The sequence below is a fragment of the Nocardiopsis dassonvillei subsp. dassonvillei DSM 43111 genome (assembly GCF_000092985.1).
In the GTDB taxonomy this organism is placed as follows: domain Bacteria; phylum Actinomycetota; class Actinomycetes; order Streptosporangiales; family Streptosporangiaceae; genus Nocardiopsis; species Nocardiopsis dassonvillei.
In genome coordinates, this window is record NC_014210.1 from 3506318 (window position 1) to 3530677 (window position 24360).

The 24360-nt window shown below is 72.6% G+C and carries 20 protein-coding genes and 1 tRNA gene; 10 read left to right on the plus strand and 11 right to left on the minus strand.

Features of this window, described 5'->3' with window-relative positions:
* Positions 1-54: 54 nt before the first annotated feature.
* The gene (gene clpX, locus NDAS_RS14465) at positions 55-1341 is read right to left on the minus strand and encodes an ATP-dependent Clp protease ATP-binding subunit ClpX (RefSeq protein WP_013153952.1); all 1287 of its coding nucleotides are present in this window, start codon (positions 1339-1341) and stop codon (positions 55-57) included.
* Between the two features lie 311 nt (positions 1342-1652).
* On the opposite strand from clpX, the gene NDAS_RS14470 reads away from it, so the two are divergent.
* Genes NDAS_RS14470 through NDAS_RS14480 form a run of 3 tightly spaced genes read left to right on the plus strand, consistent with a single transcriptional unit; the run spans position 1653 to position 4956 of the window.
* Entirely contained in the window at positions 1653-2738 is a 1086-nt protein-coding gene (locus NDAS_RS14470; protein ID WP_013153953.1) for an AAA family ATPase, read from the plus strand.
* Positions 2735-4168 carry a vWA domain-containing protein gene (locus NDAS_RS14475; protein WP_013153954.1) on the plus strand — a complete coding sequence of 478 codons (1434 nt, stop codon included), beginning with the start codon at positions 2735-2737 and terminating at the stop codon, positions 4166-4168. Before NDAS_RS14470 ends, NDAS_RS14475 begins: the two co-directional genes overlap by 4 nt.
* Positions 4153-4956, plus strand: coding sequence for a hypothetical protein (locus NDAS_RS14480; RefSeq protein WP_013153955.1), 804 nt, complete (start codon positions 4153-4155; stop codon positions 4954-4956). Before NDAS_RS14475 ends, NDAS_RS14480 begins: the two co-directional genes overlap by 16 nt.
* Positions 4957-5111: 155 nt before the next feature.
* Here NDAS_RS14480 and NDAS_RS14485 read toward each other — a convergent pair whose 3' ends face one another.
* The 3 genes from NDAS_RS14485 to NDAS_RS14495 all read right to left on the minus strand — a co-directional run bounded on the left by NDAS_RS14485 (position 5112) and on the right by NDAS_RS14495 (position 8688).
* Positions 5112-6194 (minus strand): TetR/AcrR family transcriptional regulator, encoded by a 1083-nt coding sequence (locus NDAS_RS14485; protein ID WP_013153956.1) that lies wholly within the window; start codon positions 6192-6194, stop codon positions 5112-5114.
* Positions 6195-6383: 189 nt separating this feature from the next.
* Positions 6384-6902: a 3'-5' exoribonuclease gene (locus tag NDAS_RS14490; RefSeq protein WP_013153957.1), complete on the minus strand. Its 519-nt coding sequence runs from the start codon at positions 6900-6902 to the stop codon at positions 6384-6386.
* Positions 6903-7131: 229 nt separating this feature from the next.
* Positions 7132-8688, minus strand: coding sequence for a pectate lyase family protein (locus NDAS_RS14495; protein ID WP_041552781.1), 1557 nt, complete (start codon positions 8686-8688; stop codon positions 7132-7134).
* 760 nt (positions 8689-9448) lie between these two features.
* Between NDAS_RS14495 and NDAS_RS14500 the strand changes: the two genes are divergently transcribed.
* Positions 9449-10873, plus strand: coding sequence for a non-reducing end alpha-L-arabinofuranosidase family hydrolase (locus NDAS_RS14500; protein WP_013153959.1), 1425 nt, complete (start codon positions 9449-9451; stop codon positions 10871-10873).
* Between the two features lie 416 nt (positions 10874-11289).
* On the opposite strand, the gene NDAS_RS14505 is transcribed toward NDAS_RS14500, so the two are convergent.
* From NDAS_RS14505 to NDAS_RS14520, 4 genes are all read right to left on the minus strand, one after another.
* Positions 11290-11363, minus strand: a tRNA-Val gene (locus NDAS_RS14505).
* 50 nt (positions 11364-11413) lie between these two features.
* Complete coding sequence (locus NDAS_RS14510; protein ID WP_013153960.1) at positions 11414-11866, minus strand: peroxiredoxin; 453 nt, start codon at positions 11864-11866, stop codon at positions 11414-11416.
* Between the two features lie 93 nt (positions 11867-11959).
* Positions 11960-12385 (minus strand): DUF3052 domain-containing protein, encoded by a 426-nt coding sequence (locus tag NDAS_RS14515; RefSeq protein ID WP_013153961.1) that lies wholly within the window; start codon positions 12383-12385, stop codon positions 11960-11962.
* 169 nt (positions 12386-12554) lie between these two features.
* On the minus strand, positions 12555-12962 hold the full coding sequence (locus NDAS_RS14520; protein WP_013153962.1) for a YjbQ family protein: 408 nt from the start codon (positions 12960-12962) through the stop codon (positions 12555-12557).
* Between the two features lie 128 nt (positions 12963-13090).
* Between NDAS_RS14520 and NDAS_RS14525 the strand changes: the two genes are divergently transcribed.
* Positions 13091-14743 carry an alkaline phosphatase D family protein gene (locus tag NDAS_RS14525; RefSeq protein WP_013153963.1) on the plus strand — a complete coding sequence of 551 codons (1653 nt, stop codon included), beginning with the start codon at positions 13091-13093 and terminating at the stop codon, positions 14741-14743.
* Positions 14744-14854: 111 nt separating this feature from the next.
* Here the strand turns inward: NDAS_RS14525 and NDAS_RS14530 are convergent, their stop codons facing one another.
* Together NDAS_RS14530 and NDAS_RS14535 are read right to left on the minus strand one after the other, a co-directional pair.
* A complete protein-coding gene (locus tag NDAS_RS14530) occupies positions 14855-15898 on the minus strand; it encodes an MFS transporter (RefSeq protein ID WP_013153964.1) in 1044 nt (347 codons plus the stop codon).
* Between the two features lie 330 nt (positions 15899-16228).
* The gene (locus tag NDAS_RS14535) at positions 16229-17491 is read right to left on the minus strand and encodes a PucR family transcriptional regulator (RefSeq protein ID WP_013153965.1); all 1263 of its coding nucleotides are present in this window, start codon (positions 17489-17491) and stop codon (positions 16229-16231) included.
* A gap of 242 nt (positions 17492-17733) precedes the next feature.
* Here NDAS_RS14535 and NDAS_RS14540 point away from each other — a divergent pair, with 242 nt between their 5' ends.
* From NDAS_RS14540 to NDAS_RS14560, 5 genes are all read left to right on the plus strand, one after another.
* Positions 17734-18711: an ACP S-malonyltransferase gene (locus NDAS_RS14540; protein WP_013153966.1), complete on the plus strand. Its 978-nt coding sequence runs from the start codon at positions 17734-17736 to the stop codon at positions 18709-18711.
* A gap of 2 nt (positions 18712-18713) precedes the next feature.
* Positions 18714-19670, plus strand: a complete 957-nt coding sequence (locus tag NDAS_RS14545; protein WP_013153967.1) for a beta-ketoacyl-ACP synthase III — start codon at positions 18714-18716, stop codon at positions 19668-19670.
* Between the two features lie 107 nt (positions 19671-19777).
* Positions 19778-20020 carry an acyl carrier protein gene (locus NDAS_RS14550; RefSeq protein WP_013153968.1) on the plus strand — a complete coding sequence of 81 codons (243 nt, stop codon included), beginning with the start codon at positions 19778-19780 and terminating at the stop codon, positions 20018-20020.
* A gap of 128 nt (positions 20021-20148) precedes the next feature.
* Positions 20149-21387 carry a beta-ketoacyl-ACP synthase II gene (gene fabF, locus NDAS_RS14555; protein ID WP_013153969.1) on the plus strand — a complete coding sequence of 413 codons (1239 nt, stop codon included), beginning with the start codon at positions 20149-20151 and terminating at the stop codon, positions 21385-21387.
* Positions 21388-21627: 240 nt separating this feature from the next.
* Positions 21628-22809 carry an EAL domain-containing protein gene (locus NDAS_RS14560; protein ID WP_013153970.1) on the plus strand — a complete coding sequence of 394 codons (1182 nt, stop codon included), beginning with the start codon at positions 21628-21630 and terminating at the stop codon, positions 22807-22809.
* Positions 22810-22874: 65 nt separating this feature from the next.
* Here NDAS_RS14560 and NDAS_RS14565 read toward each other — a convergent pair whose 3' ends face one another.
* On the minus strand, positions 22875-23765 hold the full coding sequence (locus NDAS_RS14565; RefSeq protein WP_041552783.1) for an SGNH/GDSL hydrolase family protein: 891 nt from the start codon (positions 23763-23765) through the stop codon (positions 22875-22877).
* Positions 23766-24360 lie beyond the last annotated feature (595 nt).

Below are 24360 nucleotides of genomic sequence, written 5' to 3' on the forward strand. Positions count from 1 at the left end.
GGCGGGGCCGGTCTTTACCCGGGGCCGGGCCGAGGGGCCGGTCCTGGCCCCGGGTCAGGCAGAGCGGTCGCGGCGTTCGCCGTCCCGGTCGGAGCGGATGCGGGGAACGATGGTGGGGTTGACGTTGTCGATCACGGTCTCCCGCGTAATGATCACCTGCCCCACATCCTCACGAGAAGGCACCTCATACATCACCGACAACAACACCTCCTCGATAATCGCCCGCAAACCACGCGCACCCGTACCCCGAATAATCCCCTGCTCAGCAATCGCGTTCAAAGCATCCGGCGTGAACTCCAACTCCACACCATCCAACTCGAACAACCGCTGATACTGCTTCACCAACGCGTTCCGCGGCTCCGTCAAAATCCGAATCAACGCCTCACGATCCAGATCATGCACACTCGTGATCACCGGCAACCGACCCACGAACTCCGGAATCATCCCGAACTTCAACAGATCCTCCGGCATCACCTCACCGAACAACGCCGAACCACCCAGCTCACCCTTGGGACGCAACACCGCGTTGAACCCCATCCCCTGCTGACCCGTCCGCGACTCAATCAACTTCTCCAACCCCGCGAACGCACCACCACAGATGAACAACACATTCGTCGTGTCGATCTGAATGAACTCCTGATGCGGATGCTTCCGACCCCCCTGCGGAGGCACACTCGCCGTCGTCCCCTCCAAGATCTTCAACAACGCCTGCTGCACCCCCTCACCCGACACATCCCGAGTGATCGAGGGATTCTCGCTCTTACGCGCGACCTTGTCGACCTCGTCGATGTAGATGATCCCCGTCTCGGCCTTCTTCACGTCATAGTCAGCCGCCTGGATCAACTTGAGCAGGATGTTCTCCACATCCTCCCCCACATACCCCGCCTCCGTCAGCGCCGTCGCGTCCGCGATCGCGAACGGCACGTTCAGAATCCGCGCCAGAGTCTGCGCCAACAACGTCTTGCCCGACCCCGTCGGCCCCAACAGCAAGATGTTGGACTTGGCGATCTCCACATCCTCCTCGCCCGGACGATCCCCCTCCGAACGCACCCGCTTGTAGTGGTTGTACACCGCCACCGACAACGCCTTCTTGGCCTGCTCCTGACCGATCACGTACGAGTCCAGGAACTCGTAGATCTCACGGGGCTTGGGCAACGAGTCCCAGTCGGCCTCCGAGGGGAGGACGCCCTCCTCCTCTTCCATGATCTCGTTGCACAGGCCGACGCACTCGTCGCAGATGCAGATGTGACCGGGCCCTGCGATGAGGCGGCGGACCTGGCCCTGGTCCTTTCCGCAGAACGAGCACTTGAGCAGGGGCCCACTGGCACCGGTGCGTGTCACTAGAAACGTTCTCCTCACGCGGGCAGCGCCCGGGCGGTTCGGCGGGGTCGCCCCCGAGGCCAGATGATCTCAACATCCGGATTCTCACGGTAACCCCTGCCGGGACGGGCCGCAAAGCAGGACCGCCTCGCACCCGCACCCGGAGGGCGGGGCGCGACCCGCCATCCCATCGCACCACCCTCTCGTCAACTTCGATTGACTTTTTCCGTGGGTCAACCTACGTTGACTCATGGAGGGAGCACACCTTCGCCACCGGCGGGGACGCGCGCCACGCGCCGCTCCGCCCTGCCCGCACACCCCAGGAGGACCAGATGACGTCCCACTCCGCCGTCCGCACGGCGCTCGCCCTCGCCGTCCGCGCCGACCTGCCCGTCCTGTTGTGGGGCGCGCCGGGGACCGGCAAGACCTCCGCGGTGACGGCGCTGGGCCGCGCGCTGGAGCTGCCCGTGGAGGTGGTGGTGGGCTCCATCCGCGAACCCAGCGACTTCTCCGGGCTGCCCGTCGTCCGCGAGGACGGCACCTGGTTCGCTCCCCCGCGCTGGGCCGAGCGCCTGGCCGCGCGGGGCTCGGGCCTGCTCTTCCTCGACGAGCTGACCACCGCGCCCCCGGCGGTCCAGGCGGCCATGCTGCGCGTGGTGCTCGAACGCGCCGTGGGAGACCTCGCCCTGCCCGAGGGGGTGCGCGTGGTCGCCGCGGCCAACCCGCCCGGTCTGGCCGCCGACGGCTGGGAGCTGTCCGCACCCCTGGCCAACCGGCTCGTCCACCTGGACTGGGAGGTCGGCGCCGCCGACGTGGCCGAGGGGTTCGTCCACGGCTTCGCCTCCGAGCCGCACCGACCCGAGCCGCCGGGCCCCGCGCGCGTGGCCGCCGCCCGGGCGACCGTGGGCGCGTTCCTGCGGGTGCGCCCCGGACTCGTGCTGTCGGTCCCCGACTCCCCCGAGCGCTCCGGACGCGGCTGGCCGAGCCCGCGCAGCTGGGAGATGGCGGCGGTGGCCCTCGCGGCGGGCCGGGCCAACCCCGGCACGCAGGAGGCCGTGGCCGCCCTGGTGGTCGGGGCGGTGGGCGAGGCCGCGGGTTTCGAGGCGCTGTCGTGGCTGCGCACCCTGGACCTGCCCTCCCCCGAGGAACTGCTCGCCGACCCCTCCGCGGCGCTGCCCGACCGCGCGGACCGGTTGTACGCCCTGCTCGGCGCACTGGCCGCACACGTGGTCGCCGACGGGGGCGTCGAGGTCTGGGAGCGGTCCTGGGAGGTCGTGGCCCGGGTGGCGCGGACCGTCCCGGACGTGGCGGCGACCGCCGCACGCACCCTGGCCGCCGGACGGCCGGAGGGCGCGGCCACACCCCGGGCCCTGCTCGACCTGGCCCCGGCCCTGCGTTCGGCGGGGATGCTGCCGTGAACGCGCGGGATAGGCGGGCCCCGACCCTGGAACGGTTCGCGTCGGCGCGGCTGTGGGCGGCAGCGCGCGCCCCGTACCTGGCGCACGCGCTGTTCGCGCTCACCCCGGTCGTCCTGGAGCCGCGCCTGGACGAGGAGGGCGGCGAGCCGGTGGCCGACCCGGACTTTCGGGCACTGCCCGCCGACACCCGGTGGAACGTGCACCTGGACCCCGGCACGGTGGCCGCGACCCCGGTGGAGGAGCTGGGCTGGTGGCTGCTGCACGGGATCGGACACCTGGTCCGCCGCCACGCCGAACGCTCCCCGGACTCCGAGGGGGCCGTCGCGGGGAGGGCGGCGCCGGGGTCCGGGCGGGACTTCGGTCCGGCTTCCGGCGGAAGCGGGGACTCCGGGCGGGACGCGCGCCTGTGGAACCGGGCCGCGGACGCCGAGGTCAACGACGACCTGGAGGCCGACGGGCTGACCGTCCCGGACGGGGTGCTCTCGCCGCGCGCGCTGGGCCTGCCGGAGGGCCGGTTGGCCGAGGAGTACGTGTCGCTGATCGAGGTACTGGAGGAGGCCCACTCCCGGGGCGGGCGGAGCGTCGCCGACCCGGTGGACTGCGGCGGCGCCGTCCACGGGACGCGGGGAACGACGGCGTCGGCGGGGGCCTCCGGCGGCCTGGACGGCCTGGAGCGGGACCTGCTGGAGCTGGCTCTGGCCAGGGAGATCACCGCGCGGGCCGCCGCGCGGACCGGGGTCCCGGGCGGGTGGCTGCGGTGGGCGCGGGAGCGGCTGCGCCCGTCGGTGGACTGGCGGGCCCGGCTGGGCGCGGTCGTGCGGCGGGGCGCGCACCGGGCCGCGGGCCGGACGGACTTCTCCTACCGGCGCCCCTCGCGCCGCCCCGGGCCGCGGGTCCGCGGCGGGACGGCGGTGCTGCCGTCCATGGTCGCCCCGGCGCCGGAGGTGGCCGTGGTGGTGGACACCTCCGGCAGCGTTCCGGACCCGGTGCTGGAGGTGTTCCTGACCGAGACCTCCGCCGTGCTCGCCCGGGTCTGCGGCCCCGGCCGACGGCTGCGGGTGGTCTGCTGCGACCTGCGCGCCCACCCCGTGCAGACGGTGCGCCGGGCCGAGGAGATCCGGCTGGTCGGGGGCGGGGGCACCGACCTGCGCGAGGGGATCGCGGCGGCGGTGGCGGCGCGTCCCCGTCCGGACCTGCTGCTGGTGCTCACCGACGGGCACACGCCCTGGCCGGACCGGCCTCCGGCGGTACCGGTCGCGGTCGGACTGGTCGGCGGCCCGGCCGCGCCGCCGCCACCGCCGGACTGGGCGCACGTGGTACCCCTGCCCGCCGACCCCCGACACGAACGGACCGGCGCCGGTGGCCACGGCACGGCGCCGCCCACGAACCCGGGCCCCGCCGAGGGCCCCGACGGATGGAGGAGACCGTGAACGTCGCGTTCGACGACCACGAACCCGGACCCGAGGACCTGCACCTGTGGACCGCGCGCGGTTTCACCGTGGCGGACGCCCGCCGCTGGATCGACGCCGGGTTCGTGCTGGACTCCGCCGAGCGCTGGCGCGGCAGCGGCGTGTACCGGCCCGGCCCCGCCCTGGAGTGGCGCGCGGCCGGGATGACCCCGTACACGGTCCGGCCCATGCTCCGCGCGGGGATGACCCCGAAGGACGCCGTGCGCTGGCACGAACTGGGCTACTCCCCCGCCGAGGCGGCCGAACGGCACCTGGCGGGCGAGCGCCCCCGGCCCCGGCGGCTGCTGCGGGCCCTGCTGCCGGTGCGGCGGGCCCCCGGGCTGGACCTGAGCGAGGAGCAGGCCCAGACCCTGGACGCCCTGCTGTCGGCGGGGGTACCCGCGGCGACCGCGCGCGCCTACCTGGACACGGGCTGGGACGGCGCCGACGCCGTGCCGTGGGCCCGCGCGGGGGTGGACCCCGCGCAGGCCCGGGTGTACCGGGCGATCGGGTTCTCCCCGCGGGAGGGCGCGGCGCTGGCCGGGGACGGCCGCGACGCGCTGGCACTCATGTGCGCGTGGTGGGACGCGGGCGTGCCCCGTGAGGAGGTCGCGGCCTGGACGGTGGCGGGGTTCGGCCCGGCCGAGGCGGCGCGGGCCCGCGCCTCGGGCGCGGGGCCGGAGGGTGCGCGGGTGCTGCGCGCCCTGGGAGGACGGTCTCCAGCGCAGGACCCGGACACGGGGGAGGGACCGGGGGCGGGACCCTCCTGAACCGGTCGGCCACCACGGCCCCCGTGAACTCCGGAGCCACCGGATCGGCCGGAACCGCTGGGCAGGCGTCCGGGGACGAGCCCCCCCGGTGCGGGCCTGCCGGTTCGCGGGGCGCCGTTCGGGGGCGGCCGATTGGGCCCCTGGCCGGGGGCCGTCTACCGGCGGTCCGCCCGCGCGCCGAGGAGCGCGGCGACGGCGTGGCCCGCGCCGCGGGCGTCGGAGCGGGCCGTGATCCGACCGCCGACGACGCGGACGGCGCTCTCGGTGGCGTCGCTGACCACGGGCACGCCCGCGGCCGCGGCGATCTCACCGGAGGGGTCGAACACCACGCGCAGGCGCGGCCAGGCCCTCTCGGGGAAGGCCTGGCGCAGGCAGCCGCACAGGTCGGCCACGGCCAGCCGCGCGAGCGGGGTCAGCTCGTCGGGGTCCCCCGTGACCACCACGGCGGTCACGGGGGAGCCCGCGGGCGCGGAGCGCAGCGCCTCCTCCGCCGCTTCGAGGCGGTGCGTGCCCAGGATCGCCACGATCCCGTCCCCGGCCAGGGACACGGCGCGCCTGCGGACCGCGTCGAAGGCCTCCGGCGGTGACCACTCCTCGTCGGCGGGCACTGCCTGGCGCACGTGCTCCAGGTGGGGCGGCGGCCAGGAGTCCTCCAGGTCCAGGTCGGCCAGGCGCTCGCAGGCGCGCACCACCGCGAAGGGGTCCGCGAAGCCGGGCGCGACACCGACCAGCTGGCCGGTCCCGTACAGGGTAGTGAGCACGGTCCCGGCCACGCGCACCCGGCGTCCGCCGGGGACGGACGGGGGCGCCAACGCCTCCAAGGACAGGCCGAGCAGGAGCGCGTTCAACCGCATGAGCTGGGCGAAGGCGCTCCGGACGGGCTCGTCGGAGAGGACCTCGGGCGGAAGCGCGGTCCCGGTCAGCGAGGACTCGCCGATGGTGGGGAGCCGGGAGGCCCAGGCGCGGGCGAGCGCGCCCAGCGCCGTGCGGGCGCTGTGCCCGGGTTCGGGCCGGGCGGCGTCGGCGGAACGCTCGGCGGCGTCGGCCAGCACCGACAGGTACAGGGCGCGCTTGCCGGGGAAGTTGGAGTAGACGGCGCCCCGGGTGAGGTCGACCCGTTCGGCGATACGGTCGACCTTGGCGTCGCGGAAACCGTGCTCGGCGAACTCGTCCCCGGCCGCGGACAGCACGCGCGCCCGGTTGCGGGCCTGGCGCTGCGCCCTGGTGAGCCGGACCATCGTGCTTCCCCTCGCTTCGGCGTCCACCCATCCTACGGTGGGATGCCCAGGGCACCCGGATACTTGGGAAATCCCGATGCCCCGGGTATCCGGACACGGGCGCGGACCGCCCCGGGGCCCGGGCGGTCATCGGGGGCCCGCCTACCGCTGGCCCGGCCCCGGGAAGGCCCTCGGCAGGAGAGGCGCGGGTCAGGAGTGCTCCCGCAGCCACCGCGCGCGCCGCATCAGGTGCCGGGCGTCGGCGAGGGCGTGGTGCAGCCCCGACTTCTGGGGCGGAAGCCTCGGGTCCCCGAGCCGGACCGCCTCCTGTTTGAGGTCGTGGGTGAGGAAGGGCACCTCGCGCGGCGTCTCCCGGGGCGTTCCCCACAGCTGGCACAGCAGCACGTGGTCGTAGGAGCCGTACCACGCCCACAGCTGCGGTTCGGGGGTGTCGCGCAGGAACTCGTGCACCATGCGCGCGATCTCCCCGCGGGTGCGCACGTGCGGATGGCCGGTGTCCAGGACGGCGCCCTCCGGTCCGCCGCGCAGGGGCAGCTGCGGCCAGACGTGCTCGGACAGCCACGGGTCCGAGCGCACGAGGTCCTGGTCGAACTCGGAGCTGACCGCGTACAGCTCGCGGCCGTCCTCGGCCACCATGCCGATGCTGACCAGGACCAGGGGGTGCTCCGACCCCCGGTCGACGAACTCGGTGTCGTAGTACACGCGCATGCGCGCTCCCCTCCGGGCGGCCGGACGGGCCGGTGCGCCCGTGCCGCGTGGAGTCCGGCCCACCGGCCACGGTCGCACACGCGCGGGCTCCGCGTCAGCCGGTTCGCCGTCTCCGCCCGGCGGCACACGCCCTGGCATGCGACGGCCGGTCCGCCCGAACGGATCGGGCGGACCGGCCGGTGTCCGGTCGGCTCAGGGTCTCCCGGCCGGATCGGTCACGGGTGGGCCGCTATCCGGCGTAGGTCTCGAACTCGGCGACGCGCGGCGTGCCGTTCGAGCCGGTGATCTCGAAGTTGATCTTGCGCAGCGTCGTCGGTTCGAAGTCGATGACGCCCGCTCCGCTCCCGGTGGCCAGGACGTCACCGGTGTTGTGGTCGACGACCCGCCAGGAGCCGATGTTGCCCTCGGCCCCGGCCGCCTCGCGGATGTTGATCGTGGACACCGTGGTGTCGGAGCCCCACTTGACCGAGATGCGGCCGGTCGAGCCGCTCGGCGACCAGTAGGTGCCCATGTCGCCGTCGACGACGTTGCCGTAGCTGGTCCCGCTGGCCTTGCCGGAGCCGTCGGCTCCGGCCCCGGCGCTGAGGTTGGTGCCCTCGGGCGGGTCGGTCGGGTCCGGGTCCGGGGGGTCGGTCGGGTCCGGGTCCGGCGGGTCGGTCGGGTCCGGGTCCGGCGGGTTCTCCGCCTCGCAGTTGCCGTCCGAGACCTGGTTGCCCTTGTTCGCGCCCGCGATCTGGCCCAGCATCCCCGGCACGCACCCGGCGTCGTCGAGTTCGTAGGAGTAGGGGATGCTCACCGACGTGGTGGACTGGGGGTTGGGCCCGGCGGGGTAGTTGTCGTCGCCCGGGCTGGACCAGGTGACGTTGTCGAAGATGTTGCCGCCGACCTCCCAGGTGCCCCTCTCGTCGGTGTAGAAGGTGCCCAGGACGTCCTTGGAGTCCTCGAAGTAGTTGTTCTCCACCTTCGCTCTGGCGCCGGCACGGGAGTTGATGCCGGACTCGTGGATCTGGGTGTAGTGGTTGCTGTACATGTGGCCTATGCCACCGCGCAGCAGGGGCGCGCGCGAGTCCAGGTTCTCGAACCGGTTGTGGTGGTAGGTGACGTAGCCGTTCGAGCGGTCGCTCTCGCTGGATCCGACCAGGCCGCCGCGGCCGGAGTTGCGCAGGATGCTGTAGGAGAGGGTGACGTACTGGGTGTTGTTCTTCATGTCGAAGAGGCCGTCGTAGCCCTCCGACTCCCCGCCCGACGCCTCCAGGGTGACGTGGTCCACCCAGACGTTGCGGACGCCGTTCTCCATGCCGATGGCGTCGCCGCCGTTGGACGTGGGCGAGCCGGACTTCTTGACGTTCCGGACGGTGACGTTCTGGATGATGATGTTGCTGGACTCACGGATGTGGATGCCCAACTGGTCGAACACGGCCCCGCTGCCGGTGCCGACGATCGTGACGTTGCTGATGTTCTTGAGCTCGATCACGTCGTCGGCGGTGTCGCAGCTGTCGCCCGACACCTTGGAGGTGTTGCCGTGGTTGATGGTCCCCTGGACCTCGATGATGATCGGGGTGCTGGCGCTGGCCCGGTTGCACAGGGCCTCGTGGATCTGGGTTCCGGTCGTGGCCCGTACCGTCTGTCCGCCCGCGCCGCCGGTGGTCCCGCCGTTCTGGGTCGCGTAACCCGTGGCGCTACCGGTCTGCGCGGCCGCCGAGGACATCGGCAGGGCCAGACCGGCCGCCACCACCGCCGAGGCGGCCAACGTCGACAGGAGTCGACGGGTGGTTGTTCTTCTCACCGCTTGCCTTTCCAGTAGGGATGAGCACTGGGGTGTCCCAACTCACATTAGAGAAAGCGCTTTCCATGTCAAGGGGGTTAATGCAAACGCTTGCAAGAGGGACAAGTGTTGCCACAGCATTACAGGCTTGTGAACTGCGGACTTACTCGCAGCGGCGAAAAAAATGGGATCGAGTCCCTCGAAGTATGCAACCGGTTGGTGCGCCTCACCGGCGACGTCACGGGACAGGAAGGCCATGCCCAGCCGACGCCGGACCGCCGCCCGGTATTCGGAGACGACGAGCCGAAGAAACGGACACTTTCAGTCAATTCAGACACAGGTGAGCAGGTTGAGCCCCCAGGCGAACGGAGCCCCGCAGGCCCGTACGCGGTTCCACCGCACCCGTGGTCCGGGCGGGCCCCATCAGGGGCTTCACCATGCCCCGACCGGTGGACTCCCCGGTTCCGGAAATTTTATGAAAACCACGGCTTGACTTCCGGAGTGTTCTCGCTCAGATTCAACGGCAAGGCCAACGACGCCCTCCGGCTTTCCGGGCAGGCCTTGCACACCGGATCCTGGTTCAAGCGTGCGCCAGGACACTCGAAAAAATGTTAACGCTAACATCCCAGATGAAGGTCCAGGACTCGTGGTGTACCCCCTCGTGCGGATAGTGCGACTCCAGGTCCTTGGAGGAAGAACGATGTCTACGTTGAGCAGGTCTTCGATCTCGCCGCCCTCCCGACCGCGAGGGTGGTTACTGCGGGTCCTCGTCGTCGTCCTGATGGCCCTGGTCGTCGGTGGTGCCGGTGCCGTGACGGTGCCGACGCCCGCCGCGGCGGCGACGGTGGACACCAACGCGTGGTACGTGCTGGTGAACCGCGACAGCGGCAAGGCGTTGGACGTGTACAACCTGGCCACCGGTGACGGCGCGCGGATCACCCAGTGGACACGGAACGACCAGTACCAGCAGCAGTGGCGGTTCGTCGACTCCGGCAACGGTTACTACCGGTTGCGGTCACGGCATTCGGGCAGGGTGCTGGACGTCCACAACTGGTCGACCGCCAACGGCGGCGGTATCGTCCAGTGGACCGACCACGACCAGGCCAACCAGCAGTTCCGGCTGGAGGACTCGCCCGGCGGCCACATCCGTCTGGTCAACCGGCACAGCGGCAAGGCCGTGGAGGTCCAGGGCGCCTCGACCGCGGACGGTGCCAACGTCGTGCAGTACGACGACTGGGGCGGCGGCAACCAGCAGTGGCGGCTCGTCCGCGTCGACGGCGCGGGACCGGGCGAAACGTGCGCCCTTCCGTCGAGTTACACCTGGACGTCGACCGGGCCGCTGGCGCAGCCGAGGCCGGGGTGGGCCTCGCTCAAGGACTTCACCCACGCCCCCTACAACGGCCAGCACCTCGTCTACGCGACGACCCACGACACCGGGACGTCATGGGGCTCGATGAACTTCGGCCTCTTCTCGGACTGGTCCCAGATGGGCTCGGCCAGCCAGAACCCGATGCCCTTCTCAGCCGTCGCGCCGACGCTCTTCTACTTCGCCCCCAGGGACGTCTGGGTGCTCGCCTACCAGTGGGCCGGTCCCGCCTTCTCCTACCGGACATCGACCAACCCCGTCAACGTGAACAGTTGGTCGGCTCCGCAGACGCTCTTCTCCGGAAGCATCGGTGACTCCTCCACGGGGCCCATCGACCAGGCGCTCATCGGCGACAGCACGCACATGTACCTGTTCTTCGCCGGGGACAACGGCCGCATCTACCGGGCCGGCATGCCCATCGGCGACTTCCCGGGCAGCTTCGGCTCGACCTCGACGGTCGTCATGTCCGACAGCACCAACAACCTGTTCGAAGCGGTTCAGGTCTACAGGGTCGAGGGCGAGAACCGGTACCTCATGATCGTCGAGGCCATCGGCGCGCAGGGGCACCGCTACTTCCGCTCGTTCACGGCCACCAGTCTGGACGGCACGTGGACACCCCAGGCCGCGACCGAGGGCAACCCCTTCGCGGGTCGGGCCAACAGCGGCGCCACCTGGACCAACGACATCAGTCACGGTGAGCTCATCCGCACCAACCCCGACCAGACCATGACCGTCGACGCCTGCGACATGCGGTTCCTCTACCAGGGGCGCTCCCCCGGCTCCGGCGGCGACTACGGCCTCCTGCCCTACCGGCCCGCAGTGCTGACGCTGCGGCGCTGAACCCCCGAGCAGGGTCGTCCCGAAGTCGAGTGGCCCCCGGGCGAACCGGCCACGGCCTCCGAGTCGGAGCCTCGCGTTGCGGGAGAGCATCCTATCGGCCTCCCCGATCACCGCGGCCCCGGCCACAAGGGGTACTTCGGGGGGTCCGGGGGCCTCCCCCGGAAAGCATCGCGGGCCGCGGCGAGCCGGTCGAAGACCGGCGAGCAGCGGCCCGCGCCACGTGGACCCTGGGCAACCCAACTACAACCCCCGGGGCGAAGCCCCGCGTTGTGAGGGAGTGCCCCGCCCGCCTCACCGATCGACGCGCCCCCGACCGCAGGGGGTGCCTCGGGGGGCGGGGGGTCTCCCCCCGGGAAACACGAAGGACGACCCTGCTCGGGGGCCTTCGGCCGCCTCGCCGGGTCGTCCCGAGTCCGTGGGCGCGAAGGGACTCGAACCCCTGACCTATTGCTTGTAAGGCAATTGCTCTAACCAACTGAGCTACGCGCCCGTGCGTCGGACGAGATCATACCGCTTCGCCGGAATCACCGCGCCCGGGTTTCAGACCAGCTCGCGCAGCTGCCGCAGGTACTCGTCCACGTCACGCGGTTCGGAGAACCCGGTGACGATGGACCAGCGCACGACTCCCCCGGCGTCGATCAGGAAGGTCCCCCGCCGCGCGGTGCCCCGCTCGGGGTCGAACACCCCGTAGGCCCGGGCCACGCCGCCGTGCGGCCAGAAGTCCGACAGCAGGGGGAACGGGAAGCCCTCCCGGTCGGACCACGTGCGCAGGGCGAAGACGGAGTCCACCGACACCGCCATGACCTCGGCGCCGAGATCGGCGAACTCGGGGTGGCGCGCGCTCAGCTCGGCGAGCTCCCCCGAGCACACGCCCGAGAAGGCCAGCGGGTAGAAGACCAGCAGGACGGGGCGGCCCGACACCGGGGAGGTGTCCTGGCCGTACTGGTCCTGGAGGGTGAAGTCGGGCGCGGGGGCGCCCACGGGGGCGGTCATGGATCCCTTTCGTCGGCGAGCACTCCTCAGCGCCGCGCGCCCGCCTCGGGGACGCGCGGCACCGGATGCCTCACCCTTGGCGGGTGGTGTCCGTCACCGCTTGGGAACGACCAGCCGCGTACCCGACCAGTCCGCGCCGATGCTGACTGCGCTGGTCTGGGAGAGGCCCGACGTCGTCGCGGCCTCGGCGACCTCGTTGGGCGACACGTGCAGGTCACGGCCCGCCTTGGGCGTGAGCACCAGGATGGTCCCGCCGTCGGCGATGGTGGTCACCGTGTCCATCAGCGCGTCGGTGAGGTCCTCCTCCTCGTCGGACCGCCACCACAGCAGTGCCGCGTCGACGTCGCCGTCGTAGTCCTCGTCGACCAGCTCCTCACCGGTGAGTTCGGTGATGGATGCGCGCAGGTTCTCGTCGACGTCGTCGTCGAAGCCGAATTCCTGCACCACCTGACCCGGCTTGAATCCGAGTCGGTCAGCCAAGCCGCGTTCGCTCTGTGCCTGGCCCGCGGTCGCGCTCACGAAAGTTCTCCTCCACAGATGGTTTTTCTCAATCTTGCCTGCACGAAGCAGTTGTCACAACGACGCCGGGCTGTTTGCGCGCCCGACACGTGGGTCCGCTGACCATCGCTGATGGCCTAGTTCACACGCTAGCGGCATGTTCCGTCAACGCGCTGCCAAACCTTGCCCGTCAGGACGAGAGGTAGGACAGGCGCACCCTGCGGTCGGGGTTGTCCACGTTGAGGTCCACCACGGCGATGGACTGCCACGTGCCGAGTTCGAGTCGGCCGCCGACGACGGGGACGGTGGTCTGGGGTGCGACGAAGGCGGGCATCACGTGCGACCTGCCGTGACCCCGCGAGCCGTGCTTGTGCCGCCACCGGTCGTCGGCGGGCAGCAGGTCGGCCAGGGAGGCGAGGAGGTCGTCGTCGGACCCCGCCCCGAGTTCGATGATCGCCACACCCGCCGTGGCGTGCGGGACGAAGACGTTGAGCAGTCCGTCCCCTCCGGCCCCGGCGACGAAGTCGCCGCACTGGCGGGTGATGTCGGTGACGCTCTCCGATCCACCGGTGTGCAGCTCCAGGATCTGTGTCCTCATAGCGCCACCTTCGCGCAGGCGCGGCGCTCGTGCAACCATCCGGCTCCCGGCTGTGGATGGCGCTCGGCCCGGTGAGGGGCCATACTCGTCCCCCACATGTGCGAACCTGGTCGAAAGGAGGCGAAACGGTGACTGCTTCTTTACTTCTGGGGCCCCTGCTCAGGCACCCGGGGGAGACCACCGCCACAGTGTGGGTGGAGACGGACGCCCCCTGCGCGGTGCGTGTCGTGGTCGGCGGCGCCGCCGAGGCGACCGCCCGGACCTTCACCGTGCACGGCCACCACTACGCCGTCTGCACGGTCGCGGGGCTGGTCCCGGGCTCCCGCCTGCCCTACGAGGTGTTCCTGGACGAGGACCGGGTCTGGCCGGAGCCGGACAGCCCCTTCCCGCCCAGCACCGTGCGCACCGTGGACCCGGAGGCGCCCACGCGGCTGCTGTACGGGTCCTGCCACACGCCCACCCACGACACTCCCGAGGGCGTGGTCCGCTACGGCCCCGACATGCTGCGCGCCACGGCCCGGCGGCTGGCCCGCGAACCGGTCGGGGGCAACCTGGCGCTGCTGCTCATCGGCGACCAGGTCTACGCCGACGAGGTGCAGGAGTCGATGCTCGCGTTCCTGCGCGAGCGTCGCGTCCGCGGGGGCGCCCGCGACGACCCCGACGACGAGGTCGTGTACTACGACGAGTACGCCGAGCTGTACCGGCAGGCCTGGAGCGACCCGCAGGTGCGGTGGCTGCTGTCCACCGTGCCGACCCTGATGGTCTTCGACGACCACGACGTCCGCGACGACTGGAACACCTCGGCCGCCTGGCGGCGCGCCATGGACCGCCAGCCCTGGTGGCGCAGGCGCATCACCAGCGGTCTGGGCTCCTACTGGGTGTACCAGCACCTGGGCAACCTCTCCGAGCAGGAGAGGGAGGGCGACCTGCTGTGGAAGCGGGTGCGCGACGCCGACGGCGACGCCGAGGACCTGGTCGACGCCTTCGCCTGGCAGGCCCACAGCGAGCCGTCGAGCTACCAGTGGGGGCACCACCACGACTTCGGCGGTGTCCGGCTCGTGATGGCCGACACCCGCTGCTCCCGCGCCCTGGGCGAGGGCGACCCCTCCGACGGGTCCAGGTCGATCCTGGGGCCCCAGGGCCACGACTGGCTGGACGGGCACCTGACCGGCGGGCCGGACCACGTCGTGGTCGCCTCGACCGTCCCGGTGCTGCTGCCCCCGGCCGTGCACCGGTTGGAGGCCTGGAACGAGGCGGTGTGCGCGGGCGCCTGGGGGCGGTGGCTGGCGGGGCCCGCCGAGCGGCTGCGCCAGGACATCGACCTGGAGCACTGGGCCGCCTTCCAGTACTCCTTCCGCCGACTGTCCGACACCGTGGGCGAACTCTCGCGGGGCGAACGGGGCCCGGCCCCGGCCACCGTGCTGTTCCTGGGCGGGGACGTGCACTTCTCCTACCTGGCGCGCGCCCGCCACCGCGGGGGCGGCGCGAGCCGGGTGACCCAGCTGGTCTCCTCCCCGCTGTGCAACCAGGCCCCGACGAGCATGCGCCGCATGGTCCGGCTGTCGGTGAGCCGCCCGCTGCGCGCGATCGGGTGGCTGCTGACGCGGCTGGCGGGGGTACCCGAGCCCGATCTGCGCTGGGACCTGGGGTCGGCCCCCTACTTCGGCAACACCCTGGGCCAGGTGGACTTCGACGGGCGCGCGGCCAGGGCCTCCTGGTACCACTGCGCCCAGGGCGGGGGCGACGCGCTGCCCGACGTGCGCATGACCGCGGACCTCTGACGAAGCACCGCACCGGCGCGCGGCCCCCGCCAGCGGAGCGGGCGCGAAACGCCGCCGGGAGCGCCGCGGGCCGGGAACGGCCGGCGGCGCCCCCGGGCGGGGCCTGTCAGGTCAGGGCTTGTTGGGCGTGGGGCGCCGGCTGGACTGGGCGCCGCGCCGCGGCCTGCGCACCGAGAGCCCGAGGGCGCCGCTGCCCTGCTCCAGGATGTGGCGGGCCCGGTTCACCGTGCCGCGGGGCGTGCGGGCGGGGGCGGCCTCCACCCTGGCGCCGTCCTCCCCGCCGTCCCCGGCCTCGGCGTCCCCGTCCAGGTGGGGCATCGCCCGGGTCGGCCGGACCTCCCTGCCGGACTCCCCGTCCCCCGACGCGGCGCCCAGGTGCGGCAGGACCTCGGTCGGCTTCTCCCCGTCGGCGTCGGGGGACGCCTTCGGGCGCCCGGACTCCAGGTGCGGGAGCACGTCGGTGGCCTCCTGGTCCACCGGCCGGATGGGCCGGGTGCGCTCCGTGGCTGCCGGGTCGGCGGCGGTGCCGCCCGCCTGCTCGCTCTCCTCGCGCACGGCCTCCTTCCAGGCCTTCTCCTCCTCCGACTTGCGCCGGTCCTGCCGGGCGTTCTCGGCCCGCCAGGCGCGCCAGTTGCGCGCCGCGGGGGTGAGGACCGGCCAGGTCACCCTCGCCGGGCGCGACAGCGCGTGCCACAGGTAGGCGGTGGTTCCCCACGCCTCCATGGCCCGGCGCGCCCTGGTGATGGTGAAGAAGGTGGGCAGGGCCAGCAGCAGCTGCGGCCAGGCCAGAGCCAGCGCGGCGAACAGCGGGTACAGGCCCCCGCCGATCACCGACGCGGCAGCGCCGATCACCACCGGGACCAGGGCCAGCGTGATGCGCAGCCCGGTGAACTGGCGGAAGCGGTGCAGCGAGCGGCGCGCGGAGACCTGCGGCACCAGCCCCTCGGGGAGGGGCGTGGGCTGCACGACCAGCGCGAGCAGCATCGTTCCGACGCCCACGCTGGCGGCCAGCAGTATCGTCCACCCCGCGGCGGCCAGTTGGCCGCCGACCAGCAGGTAGACCACGCCCAGCACGGGCAGCGGCGCGGGGAGCCAGAACAGCGCCCGTCTGCGCAGCTCACCCTCCTGAGTGGGCGCGAGAACGTAATCGATCATCGGACGGAAGAGCCGGGACCCTATCCTCGGTCGCTCGACCACAGCGTTGACCCCCCAAGAACGTCGTGACGGGGCGGTGCGGGGACCTTCGCCCGAGGATGACGCAGCCTCAACGGTCCCGTCGGCAACCCGCCCACCACAAAGCTATCCCTTTTCATGTGGTCCCCGGGCGTACACAACCAGTTACCGACATACCCGGCTCTGGTGAAACTTCCATAAGGGGACTGACATGGCAGGCAACGATCAGGTTACGCGGCGGGTTCCCCTCCGCGGGGCCGTGACCGGAACCGGCCGCCCCCAAAGGCACCCGAACCGGCCGCCCCCGGAGGATCAGGCGCCGTCGGTCCGCGCGAGCCGCCCGAGGGCGACCGCCACCCGCAGGACGAAGGAGCCGCGCCCGTCGGAGGGCGTGCGCCCGGTGAGCTCGGCGATCCGGCTGAGCCGGTAGCGGACCGTGTTGGGGTGCACGAACAGCATCCGCGCGGTGGCCTCCAGCGACGAGGCGTGCTCCAGGTACACCGACAGGGTGTCCAGCAGGGGCGACCCCGCGCCCAGCAGGGGCACGTACACCTCCTCGACCAGCTGCCTGCGCGCCTCGGCCTCGCCCTGGAGCGCGCGCTCGGGCAGCAGGTCGTCGGCGAGGACCGGGCGCGGCGCGTCCGGCCAGGCCACCGCGGCTCGCAGTCCGTTGACCGCGGCGCGCAGCGAGGCCCCCGCGGACCGCAGGTCGGGGACGGCGGGCCCCACCACCACCGGGCCCGAGCCGAAGAGCCCGGCCAGCGGTTCGGCGGCGGCCGCGGGCAGGTCCTGCGCCGGGTAGCGGTCCCCCACGCCGATCACCACGACCACGCGACGTCCCTGCATCCCGGCCAGCACGTCGTGGCCGAGGCGGCGCGCGGCCGAGCGCAGGTCGTCCAGGACCTTGCCGCCGTCGTCGTCGCCGACCTCCCCGGCCACCGCGACGACCGGGGTGTGCGACCAGCTCAGCGCCGAACCCCACGTCTGGAGGCCGTCCTCCTGGTCGCCGTGCAGCAGGGCGTCCACGATCAGGGCCTCCAGGCGCGCGTCCCACGCGCCACGCGCCTCGGCGGCGCGCGCGTAGACCTTCGCGGAGCTGAAGGCCACCTCGCGCGTGTAGCGCAGCACGGCCTCGCGCAGCTGCTGGGCTCCGCCGGGGGCGGCCAGCTCCTCCACCTGTCCCTCGACCACGTCGATGACCACGCGGATCATGTCGACGGTCTGCTGGAGGGAGACCGAGCGCGTGAGCTCGCGCGGCGCGGTGCCGAAGACCTCGACGGTGATGGCCGGGCGGCCGCGCACCGGGTTGCGGAACCAGTCGACGAAGGCGGCCACCCCGGACTGGGCGACCAGTCCGATCCACGAGCGGTCCTCGGCCGACATCCGGCGGAACCAGCCCAGGCGCTGTTCCATGCGGGCCACGGCGGCCGTGCCGAGCGCGCCCATGGAGCGCTCCAGGCGGCGCACGGTCTCCGCGCGCACGCGTTCCTGCTCCGTGGGCACGGAGGCGGGTGCGCCCTCCGGGTCCGCCGCGGTGCCCTGGTCGTCCGGGGTCTGGTGGGGTTCGGTGTTCACCTCTCCAGGTTCGCATCCCGCGGCACCCGGCCGGCGGGCCGCCCCGCGTCCCCGGCGGGCGCGAACCGCTGGCGTGACCGGGTGCGCGCGCAGCGTACCGTCGGAGGGTGACCTCTCCCACCGGTTCCGGGTCCGAGGGAGCACGTTCGGCACCGTTTTGTGGAGTCCCAACAAACGGTGTCGAGTAAGTTCGTGCTCCTCCCCCTCTGACCGGTGATCTCCTACAGGGCAAGGTTGATGTCGTGCTTGTAATCGTTGCTCCCGGCCAAGGCGCCCAGGTTCCCGGATTCCTCTCCCCGTGGCTCGAACTGCCCGGTGTCTCCGCGCAGGTCGAGGCGTGGTCCGAGGTCGCCGGGCTGGACCTGGTGCGCTACGGCACCACCGCGGACGCGGACGAGATCCGTGACACAGCGGTCGCCCAACCCCTGCTGGTCGGGGCCGGCCTCGTCGCGGCCTCCGCCGTGCTCGGACCCCTGGCCGCCCCCTCCCCCGCGCTGCCCGTCGAGGGCGCCCTGCTGGACGCCGTCGCGGGCCACAGCGTCGGTGAGTTCACGGCCGCCGCCATCGCCGGTGTCCTGTCCCCCAAGGACGCGATGGCCCTGGTGGCCGAACGCGGCCGGGGCATGGCCGACGCCGCGGCGCGGACCGAGACCGGTATGACCGCCGTGCTCGGCGGCGACCGCGAGCAGGTGCTGGCGGCGATCGCCGCCGCCGGTCTGACCGCGGCCAACGACAACGGTTCCGGCCAGATCGTGGCCGCCGGCACCACCGCGCAGCTCGCTGCCTTCGCCGAGAACCCGCCCGAGCGGGCGCGGCTGCGCGCCCTGTCGGTCGCGGGCGCCTTCCACACCGAGCACATGGCCCCGGCCGTGGAGCGGGTGCGGGCGGCCGCGGCCCCCCTGTCCCCCTCCGACCCCACGGTGCGCCTGCTCTCCAACTCCGACGGCGCCGTGGTCGAGAGCGGACCCGAGTACCTGGAGCGCCTCATCACCCAGGTCTCCTCCCCGGTCCGCTGGGACGCGTGCACGCAGACCCTGGCCGACCTGGGCGTGACCGCGATGATCGAGCTCACCCCGGCCGGCACGCTCACCGGCCTGGCCAAGCGCGCCCTGCGCGGGGTCGAGCTCCTCGCGGTCAAGACCCCCGACGACCTCGACCGCGCCGGCGCCCTCGTCAAGGAGCACGCCGGGAACCCCGCGGCCACCGACCAGGAAGGCTAACCATGTTCAGCTCCCCGAGAGCTCCCGGAGGCGCGTCGATCACCGCCTTCGGCGAGTACCAGCCCTCCCGGGTCGTGACCAACGCCGACCTCGAAGAGCGCGTCGACACCAGCGACGAGTGGATCCAGAGCCGCGTGGGCATCCGGGAGCGGCGCATCGCGGGCTCCGAGGACACCGTGACCAGCATGGCCGTGGCGGCGGGCGGCAAGGCCCTGGCCGCCGGCGGCCTGTCCCCCGAGGACATCGACCTGGTGATCGTGGCCACCTGCACCGTGCAGGACCAGATCCCCAACACGGCCGCCACCGTCGCCGCCAAGCTGGGCATCACCGCCCCGGGCGCCTTCGACCTCAACGCCGCCTGCGCGGGCTTCTGCTACGCCCTGGGCGTGGCCGCGGACATGGTCCGCGGCGGCAGCTCCCGCAACGTGCTGGTGATCGGCTCGGAGAAGCTCAGCGACTGGGTGGACTGGGACGACCGCGGCACCTGTGTGATCTTCGCCGACGGCGCCGGGGCCGCGATCGTCTCCGCCTCCGAGGAGCAGGGCATCGGTCCCGTCGTGTGGGGCTCCTCCGGCGAGCGGGCCGCCAAGATCCACCTGCGCGAGGGCAAGTACCTTTGGCAGGAGGGCCAGGCGGTCTTCCGCTGGACCACCACCGAGCTGTACAAGGTCGCCCTGGAGGCCATGGAGAGGGCGGGTGTGGAGCCCTCGGAGCTGACCGCCTTCGTCCCGCACCAGGCCAACCTGCGCATCGTGGAGGCCATCGCCAAGAAGCTGGGCGCGCCCCAGGCACTCGTGGCCCGCGATATCGTCACCGCTGGCAACACCTCCTCCGCGTCCATCCCTCTCGCGCTCTCGCGGATGATCGGACGCGGGGAGCTGCCGTCGGGGAGCACCGTACTCACCCTGGGTTTCGGGGCGGGGCTGGTCTACGCCGCCCAGGTGATCCGCATCCCCTGAGCACCCGCCCGAACCCGCGGTCACACCACGCCGGTCGGGCCCGCGAGCCCGCGGCTCACGTGGTGTCCCCGAGCCGACACGAATCACCGAGCAAGGAGAAAGACGACATGGCCCAGCAGACCGAGCAGGAGATCCTCAAGGGCCTCGGCGAGATCATCGAGGAGATCGTCGGGACCGAGGCCTCCGAGGTCACCCCGGACAAGAGCTTCGTCGACGACCTGGACATCGACTCGCTGTCCATGGTGGAGATCGCCGTCGCCGCCCAGGACAAGTTCGGCGTGGAGATCCCGGACGACCAGCTCAAGGACCTCAAGACGGTCCAGGACGTCATCAACTTCATCCAGAAGTAGGCCGTTCGGGGCGGCGGGGCCCACCCCGTCCCGCCGCCCGACCCGCCGTCACGACCGGCTTCCCCTCACATCCGCCAACGCCCCCGGCCCCGCAGCCGGGAACGACCCACGAGAAGGGCGATCGGATCATGTCCAAGACCGATGTCGTCGTCACCGGCCTCGGCGCCACCACCCCCCTCGGGGGTGACGTCGCGACCACATGGTCCGCGCTCCTCGACGGCCGCTCCGGCATCAGCATGCTGCCGGAGGAGTGGCACGAGAAGCTCCCGGTGCACTTCGCCGGACAGATCGCGCAGGAACCCTCCGAGAAGCTCCCCAGGCCGCGCCTGCGCCGCCTGGACCGCACCCAGCAGTTCGCGCTGATCGCGGCGCAGGAGGCGTGGCAGGACGCCGGCTCCCCCGAGGTGGACCCGATCCGCCTGGGCGTGGTGGTCTCCAGCGGGATCGGTGGCATCCTCACCATCCTGGAGCAGTACGACACCTTCCGTGAGAAGGGCTGGAAGCGGGTCTCCCCCTTCACCGTGCCCATGCTCATGCCCAACAGCCCCGCCGCCGCGATCAGCCTGGAGTACACCGCCCGGGCCGGTTCGCACGTGCCGGTGAGCGCCTGCGCCTCCAGCGCCGAGGCCATCGCCAACGGTGTGGACATGATCCGCTCCGGGCGCGCCGACGTGGTGATCGCGGGCGGCACCGAGGCCGCGATCCACCCGCTCAACATCGCCTCGTTCGCGTCCATGCGCGCGCTGTCCACGCGCAACGACGACCCGCAGCACGCCTCCCGCCCCTGGGACAAGGACCGCGACGGCTTCGTCATGGGCGAGGGCGCGGGCATCCTCATCCTGGAGTCGGCCGAGCACGCCGCCCGCCGGGGCGCCCGCGTGTACGCGCACGCCTCGGGCGTGGGCTACACCAACGACGCCTACGACATCGTCCAGCCCGAGCCGGAGGGCACCGGCCAGGCCCGTGCCATCACCCAGGCCCTGGCCGACGCCGACCTCACCCCCGAGGACATCGTGCACGTCAACGCGCACGCCACCTCCACCCCGGCCGGGGACGTGGGCGAGACCCGCGCGATCCGCACCGCGCTGGGCGACTCCGTCGCCGACCGCGTCGCGGTGACCTCCACCAAGTCCATGACCGGCCACCTGCTGGGCGGCGCGGGCGCCGTGGAGTCGATCGCGACCATCCTGGCGCTGCACGACGGGCGCATCCCGCCGACCATCAACATCGAGGAGCTCGACCCGGGCGTGGCCGTGGACATCGTCCGCGACAAGCCCCGGGACATGCCCGCGGGCGACGTGGCGGCCATCAACGAGTCCTTCGGGTTCGGCGGCCACAACATCGCGGTGGTCTTCCGCCGCGCCTGACCCCCGCCGGACGCGGCCCCTCCGCGCAGGCGCACACGACACCGCCCGTCGGGACGAACCCGGCGGGCGGTGTCGTGTGTACGCCGGGCGGGTCCGAACACTTCCGGGAAAGCGTCCCTCACCGTCGGTACGCGATTGCCTCCGGACGTGAACGCCGTCGAACCGCCCTCCCCACACCCCGGTGAAGCTGAGGGGAACAGCCGAGGACAAGTCTTCAGGTGGGACCGATTCGGGGTCACCATGAGAACTGTGACTGCGCTGCATCCCCAACACACTCCCACGGCGCATCCGGACGGGCCGGGTGCGGTCGCCCGCCGCGCCCCGGGCGCTCCCGGCTACCAGCCCGTCGTCGACCTGGACTCGGGGACCGTCGTGGCCGTCGAGGTCACCGCCTCGCCGCCGCCCTCCGTGCGGGGCTCCTACGCGGAGGTGACCCCCCAGGAGGAGGCGGCCGTGGCCGAGTGGCTCCTGGCCCTGGTCCGCGAGACCGCCGTGTCCGAGAGCCTGCTGCCGATGGTCCTGCCGCTGCCCGCGCGGATCCTGGCCGGGGAGGGGTTCGCCCCCCTGGTGGAGAGCCTGTTGCGCCGTGCGGGCCGCCGACCGCGCGACATCACCTTCATGCTCAGCCCGGACATGGCGGAGCTGGCGCGCAGGACCGTGGTGTCCGGCGTCTCCCGGCTGCGGGCGGCGGGTTTCCGGTGCGGGTTCGGGACGGCGATGGTGCGCCCGGACCTGGTGGTGGAGGCAGCGCCGTTCCTGATGCGGATCGACCCGGCGATCGTCTCCGGTGTGGCCGGGGACCAGCGGCACGCCACCGTGGTGGAGGGCCTGGCTCGGATCGGCCGGGGCAGCGGCGTGTACGCGCTGGCCTCGGGCGTGGGCAGCGTCGAGGACGTGGTGCGGCTGCGCCGCTGCGGGATACGTGTGGGCACGGGGCCGTTCTTCGCCGACAGCGCGTGGCGGCCCGGCGAGCGGGTGACCCCGGTGCCCGAGCCGAGCGCCGGACAGGGCGGGGAGGAGGACTCCGGCCCCCGGGTCACCGAGTTCATGGTGCCGCCCGTGGGACTGGACTCCGACGCCACCGCGGAGCAGGTGCTGGAGTCCTTCACCGGGGACCCGGCGCTGAACAGCGTCATCCTCATCGACCACCGGGACCGCCCGGTCGGGGTGGTGGACCGGACGCGGTTCCTGCTGTCGGTGACGGGCCGCTACGGGCACGCCCTGCACGCCAAGCGTCCGGCGCTGCGGCTGGCCGAGTCCCCGCGCACGGTTCCGGCGTGGATGTCGGCGCTGGCGGCGCTGCGGGTGGCGGGCCAGGACACCGAGCGGGTCTACGACGACCTGATCGCCACCAACTCCTACGGCCAGTGCCTGGGCGTAGTGCACATCAGCGACCTCATCCAGTCCCTGTCGCGCAGCTGAGCGCCGAAGCGGCGGCGCCCGTACCGGGTCCCCGGTGCGGGCGCCGCCGCGCGTGGGCGGACGGCTCAGTCCACGGGGTCGGGGCCCTTGGTGCCCGAGGGGCTGCTGGTGGGCGCGCTCTCGGCGGGGTCGAAGCCGTTGTAGGTGCCCTCCCAGGCCTTGCCCTCCTCGATGCTCCTGGCGATCCGGGACCGGGTGTCCTCGTCGTGCAGGTAGTCCAGCTCGGGGCGCTTGGGCAGGCGGCCGTCCCCGGAGGAGCGGCCCATGGCACGGCGGCGCAGCCACGGCACCAGGTACTGGCGGGCCCAGCGGCGGTTCTCGCGGCGGCGCAGGATGCGGGGCAGCTGCCGGGGCGGGGTGGTCCACGGGTCGGTCCAGGACTCGGGCGGGCCCATGGGGAAGCCGAGCAGGTCGGCCACGCGCGCGGCGACGATCTGGTGGCCCGCGCCGTTGAGGTGCAGGCGGTCCTCGCTCCAGGCGCGGGAGTCGGTCAGGGCGTTGAGCGCCCACAGGTCGACGATCTCGGTGCCGGTGCGCTCGGCGACGGCGCGCATGTGCATGCTGAACACGGCGATGCGGCCGCGGTAGTAGCGCAGGACCGGGATCCACCCGGTGTCGTGGCCGGACAGAATCACCACGCGGATTCCGGCGTCGCGCAGCTGGCGGATGCCCCACTCGAAGTGCTCGGCCAGCCGGTCGAGGTCCCCTCCCGGACGCAGGACGTCGTTGCCCCCGGCCAGGACGGTGACCAGGTCGGGCTTCCAGGCCAGCGTCTGGTCGAGCTGCTCGCCGAAGATGTGGCGCATCCGGCGTCCGCGCACGCCCAGGTTGGCGTAGCGGAAGTCGGGGGTCACCGTGGCCAGGTGCTCCGCCAGTCGGTCGGCGAAGCCCCGGTACTCTCCGTCTGGGCCGCTGTCGTCTTCCATCCCCTCGGTGATGCTGTCGCCGATCGCCACGTAGGACCGGATGGGATCCGGTCTGTGGAGGCGAGCGGCCGCTGGGGGATTCGTCTCAAGGTCTGTCACGTCAACCAATCATCCGGCTCGACCGTCCCACGCCTGCGCGCGCCGAGGGTGCGCGGGTACGGCGATCGTGGTGTCGGGCCGCGGTCCGGCCACCACCCGTGTCCGAACACCGTCGACCCCTGTCGGCCACCGGGCGCGGCCGTCCGGCCGGAAAGGTCGCCCGGGCGAAGGAAAGTGCCCTTCCAGCATACCCGCGGCCGACGACGGAGTGCCTGGGACGGAGTGTGTCGCCACACCCCGCCAGCCTCCATGCTTCCCGGACCGGTCGTGCGCGCCCGTTGCGCGCGGGGGACGCCCGTATGAAGGCGCCGTGAACACCAACGACCGGTGGGCCCGGGAAGAACCCGGGGTCGGCTATGAGGTAGCTCACACGTCGGCGCGGGCCCGGGGGCCGGAACGCCCTCGTCACGGTCATCACACAAGGCAGTCACGGTCCGGTCGCGGCGGACCTGGCACGCCCGGGGGTACCCATGTGGCGTCAGGGGACGTACGATCTCGGGGAAGTGCTCACGGCACCCCTGTCCCC

What these genes read in the sequence shown, in the direction of transcription:
- NDAS_RS14470 (WP_013153953.1), top strand. Translation starts at nt 1,653, where the DNA reads ATGACGTCCCACTCCGCCGTCCGCACGGCGCTCGCCCTCGCCGTCCGC.
- NDAS_RS14480 (WP_013153955.1), top strand. Translation starts at nt 4,153, where the DNA reads ATGGAGGAGACCGTGAACGTCGCGTTCGACGACCACGAACCCGGACCC.
- NDAS_RS14485 (WP_013153956.1), bottom strand. Translation starts at nt 6,194, where the DNA reads ATGGTCCGGCTCACCAGGGCGCAGCGCCAGGCCCGCAACCGGGCGCGC.
- NDAS_RS14490 (WP_013153957.1), bottom strand. Translation starts at nt 6,902, where the DNA reads ATGCGCGTGTACTACGACACCGAGTTCGTCGACCGGGGGTCGGAGCAC.
- NDAS_RS14500 (WP_013153959.1), top strand. Translation starts at nt 9,449, where the DNA reads ATGGCCCTGGTCGTCGGTGGTGCCGGTGCCGTGACGGTGCCGACGCCC.
- NDAS_RS14510 (WP_013153960.1), bottom strand. Translation starts at nt 11,866, where the DNA reads ATGACCGCCCCCGTGGGCGCCCCCGCGCCCGACTTCACCCTCCAGGAC.
- NDAS_RS14520 (WP_013153962.1), bottom strand. Translation starts at nt 12,962, where the DNA reads ATGAGGACACAGATCCTGGAGCTGCACACCGGTGGATCGGAGAGCGTC.
- NDAS_RS14530 (WP_013153964.1), bottom strand. Translation starts at nt 15,898, where the DNA reads ATGATCGATTACGTTCTCGCGCCCACTCAGGAGGGTGAGCTGCGCAGA.
- NDAS_RS14545 (WP_013153967.1), top strand. Translation starts at nt 18,714, where the DNA reads ATGTTCAGCTCCCCGAGAGCTCCCGGAGGCGCGTCGATCACCGCCTTC.
- NDAS_RS14550 (WP_013153968.1), top strand. Translation starts at nt 19,778, where the DNA reads ATGGCCCAGCAGACCGAGCAGGAGATCCTCAAGGGCCTCGGCGAGATC.
- fabF (WP_013153969.1), top strand. Translation starts at nt 20,149, where the DNA reads ATGTCCAAGACCGATGTCGTCGTCACCGGCCTCGGCGCCACCACCCCC.
- NDAS_RS14560 (WP_013153970.1), top strand. Translation starts at nt 21,628, where the DNA reads ATGAGAACTGTGACTGCGCTGCATCCCCAACACACTCCCACGGCGCAT.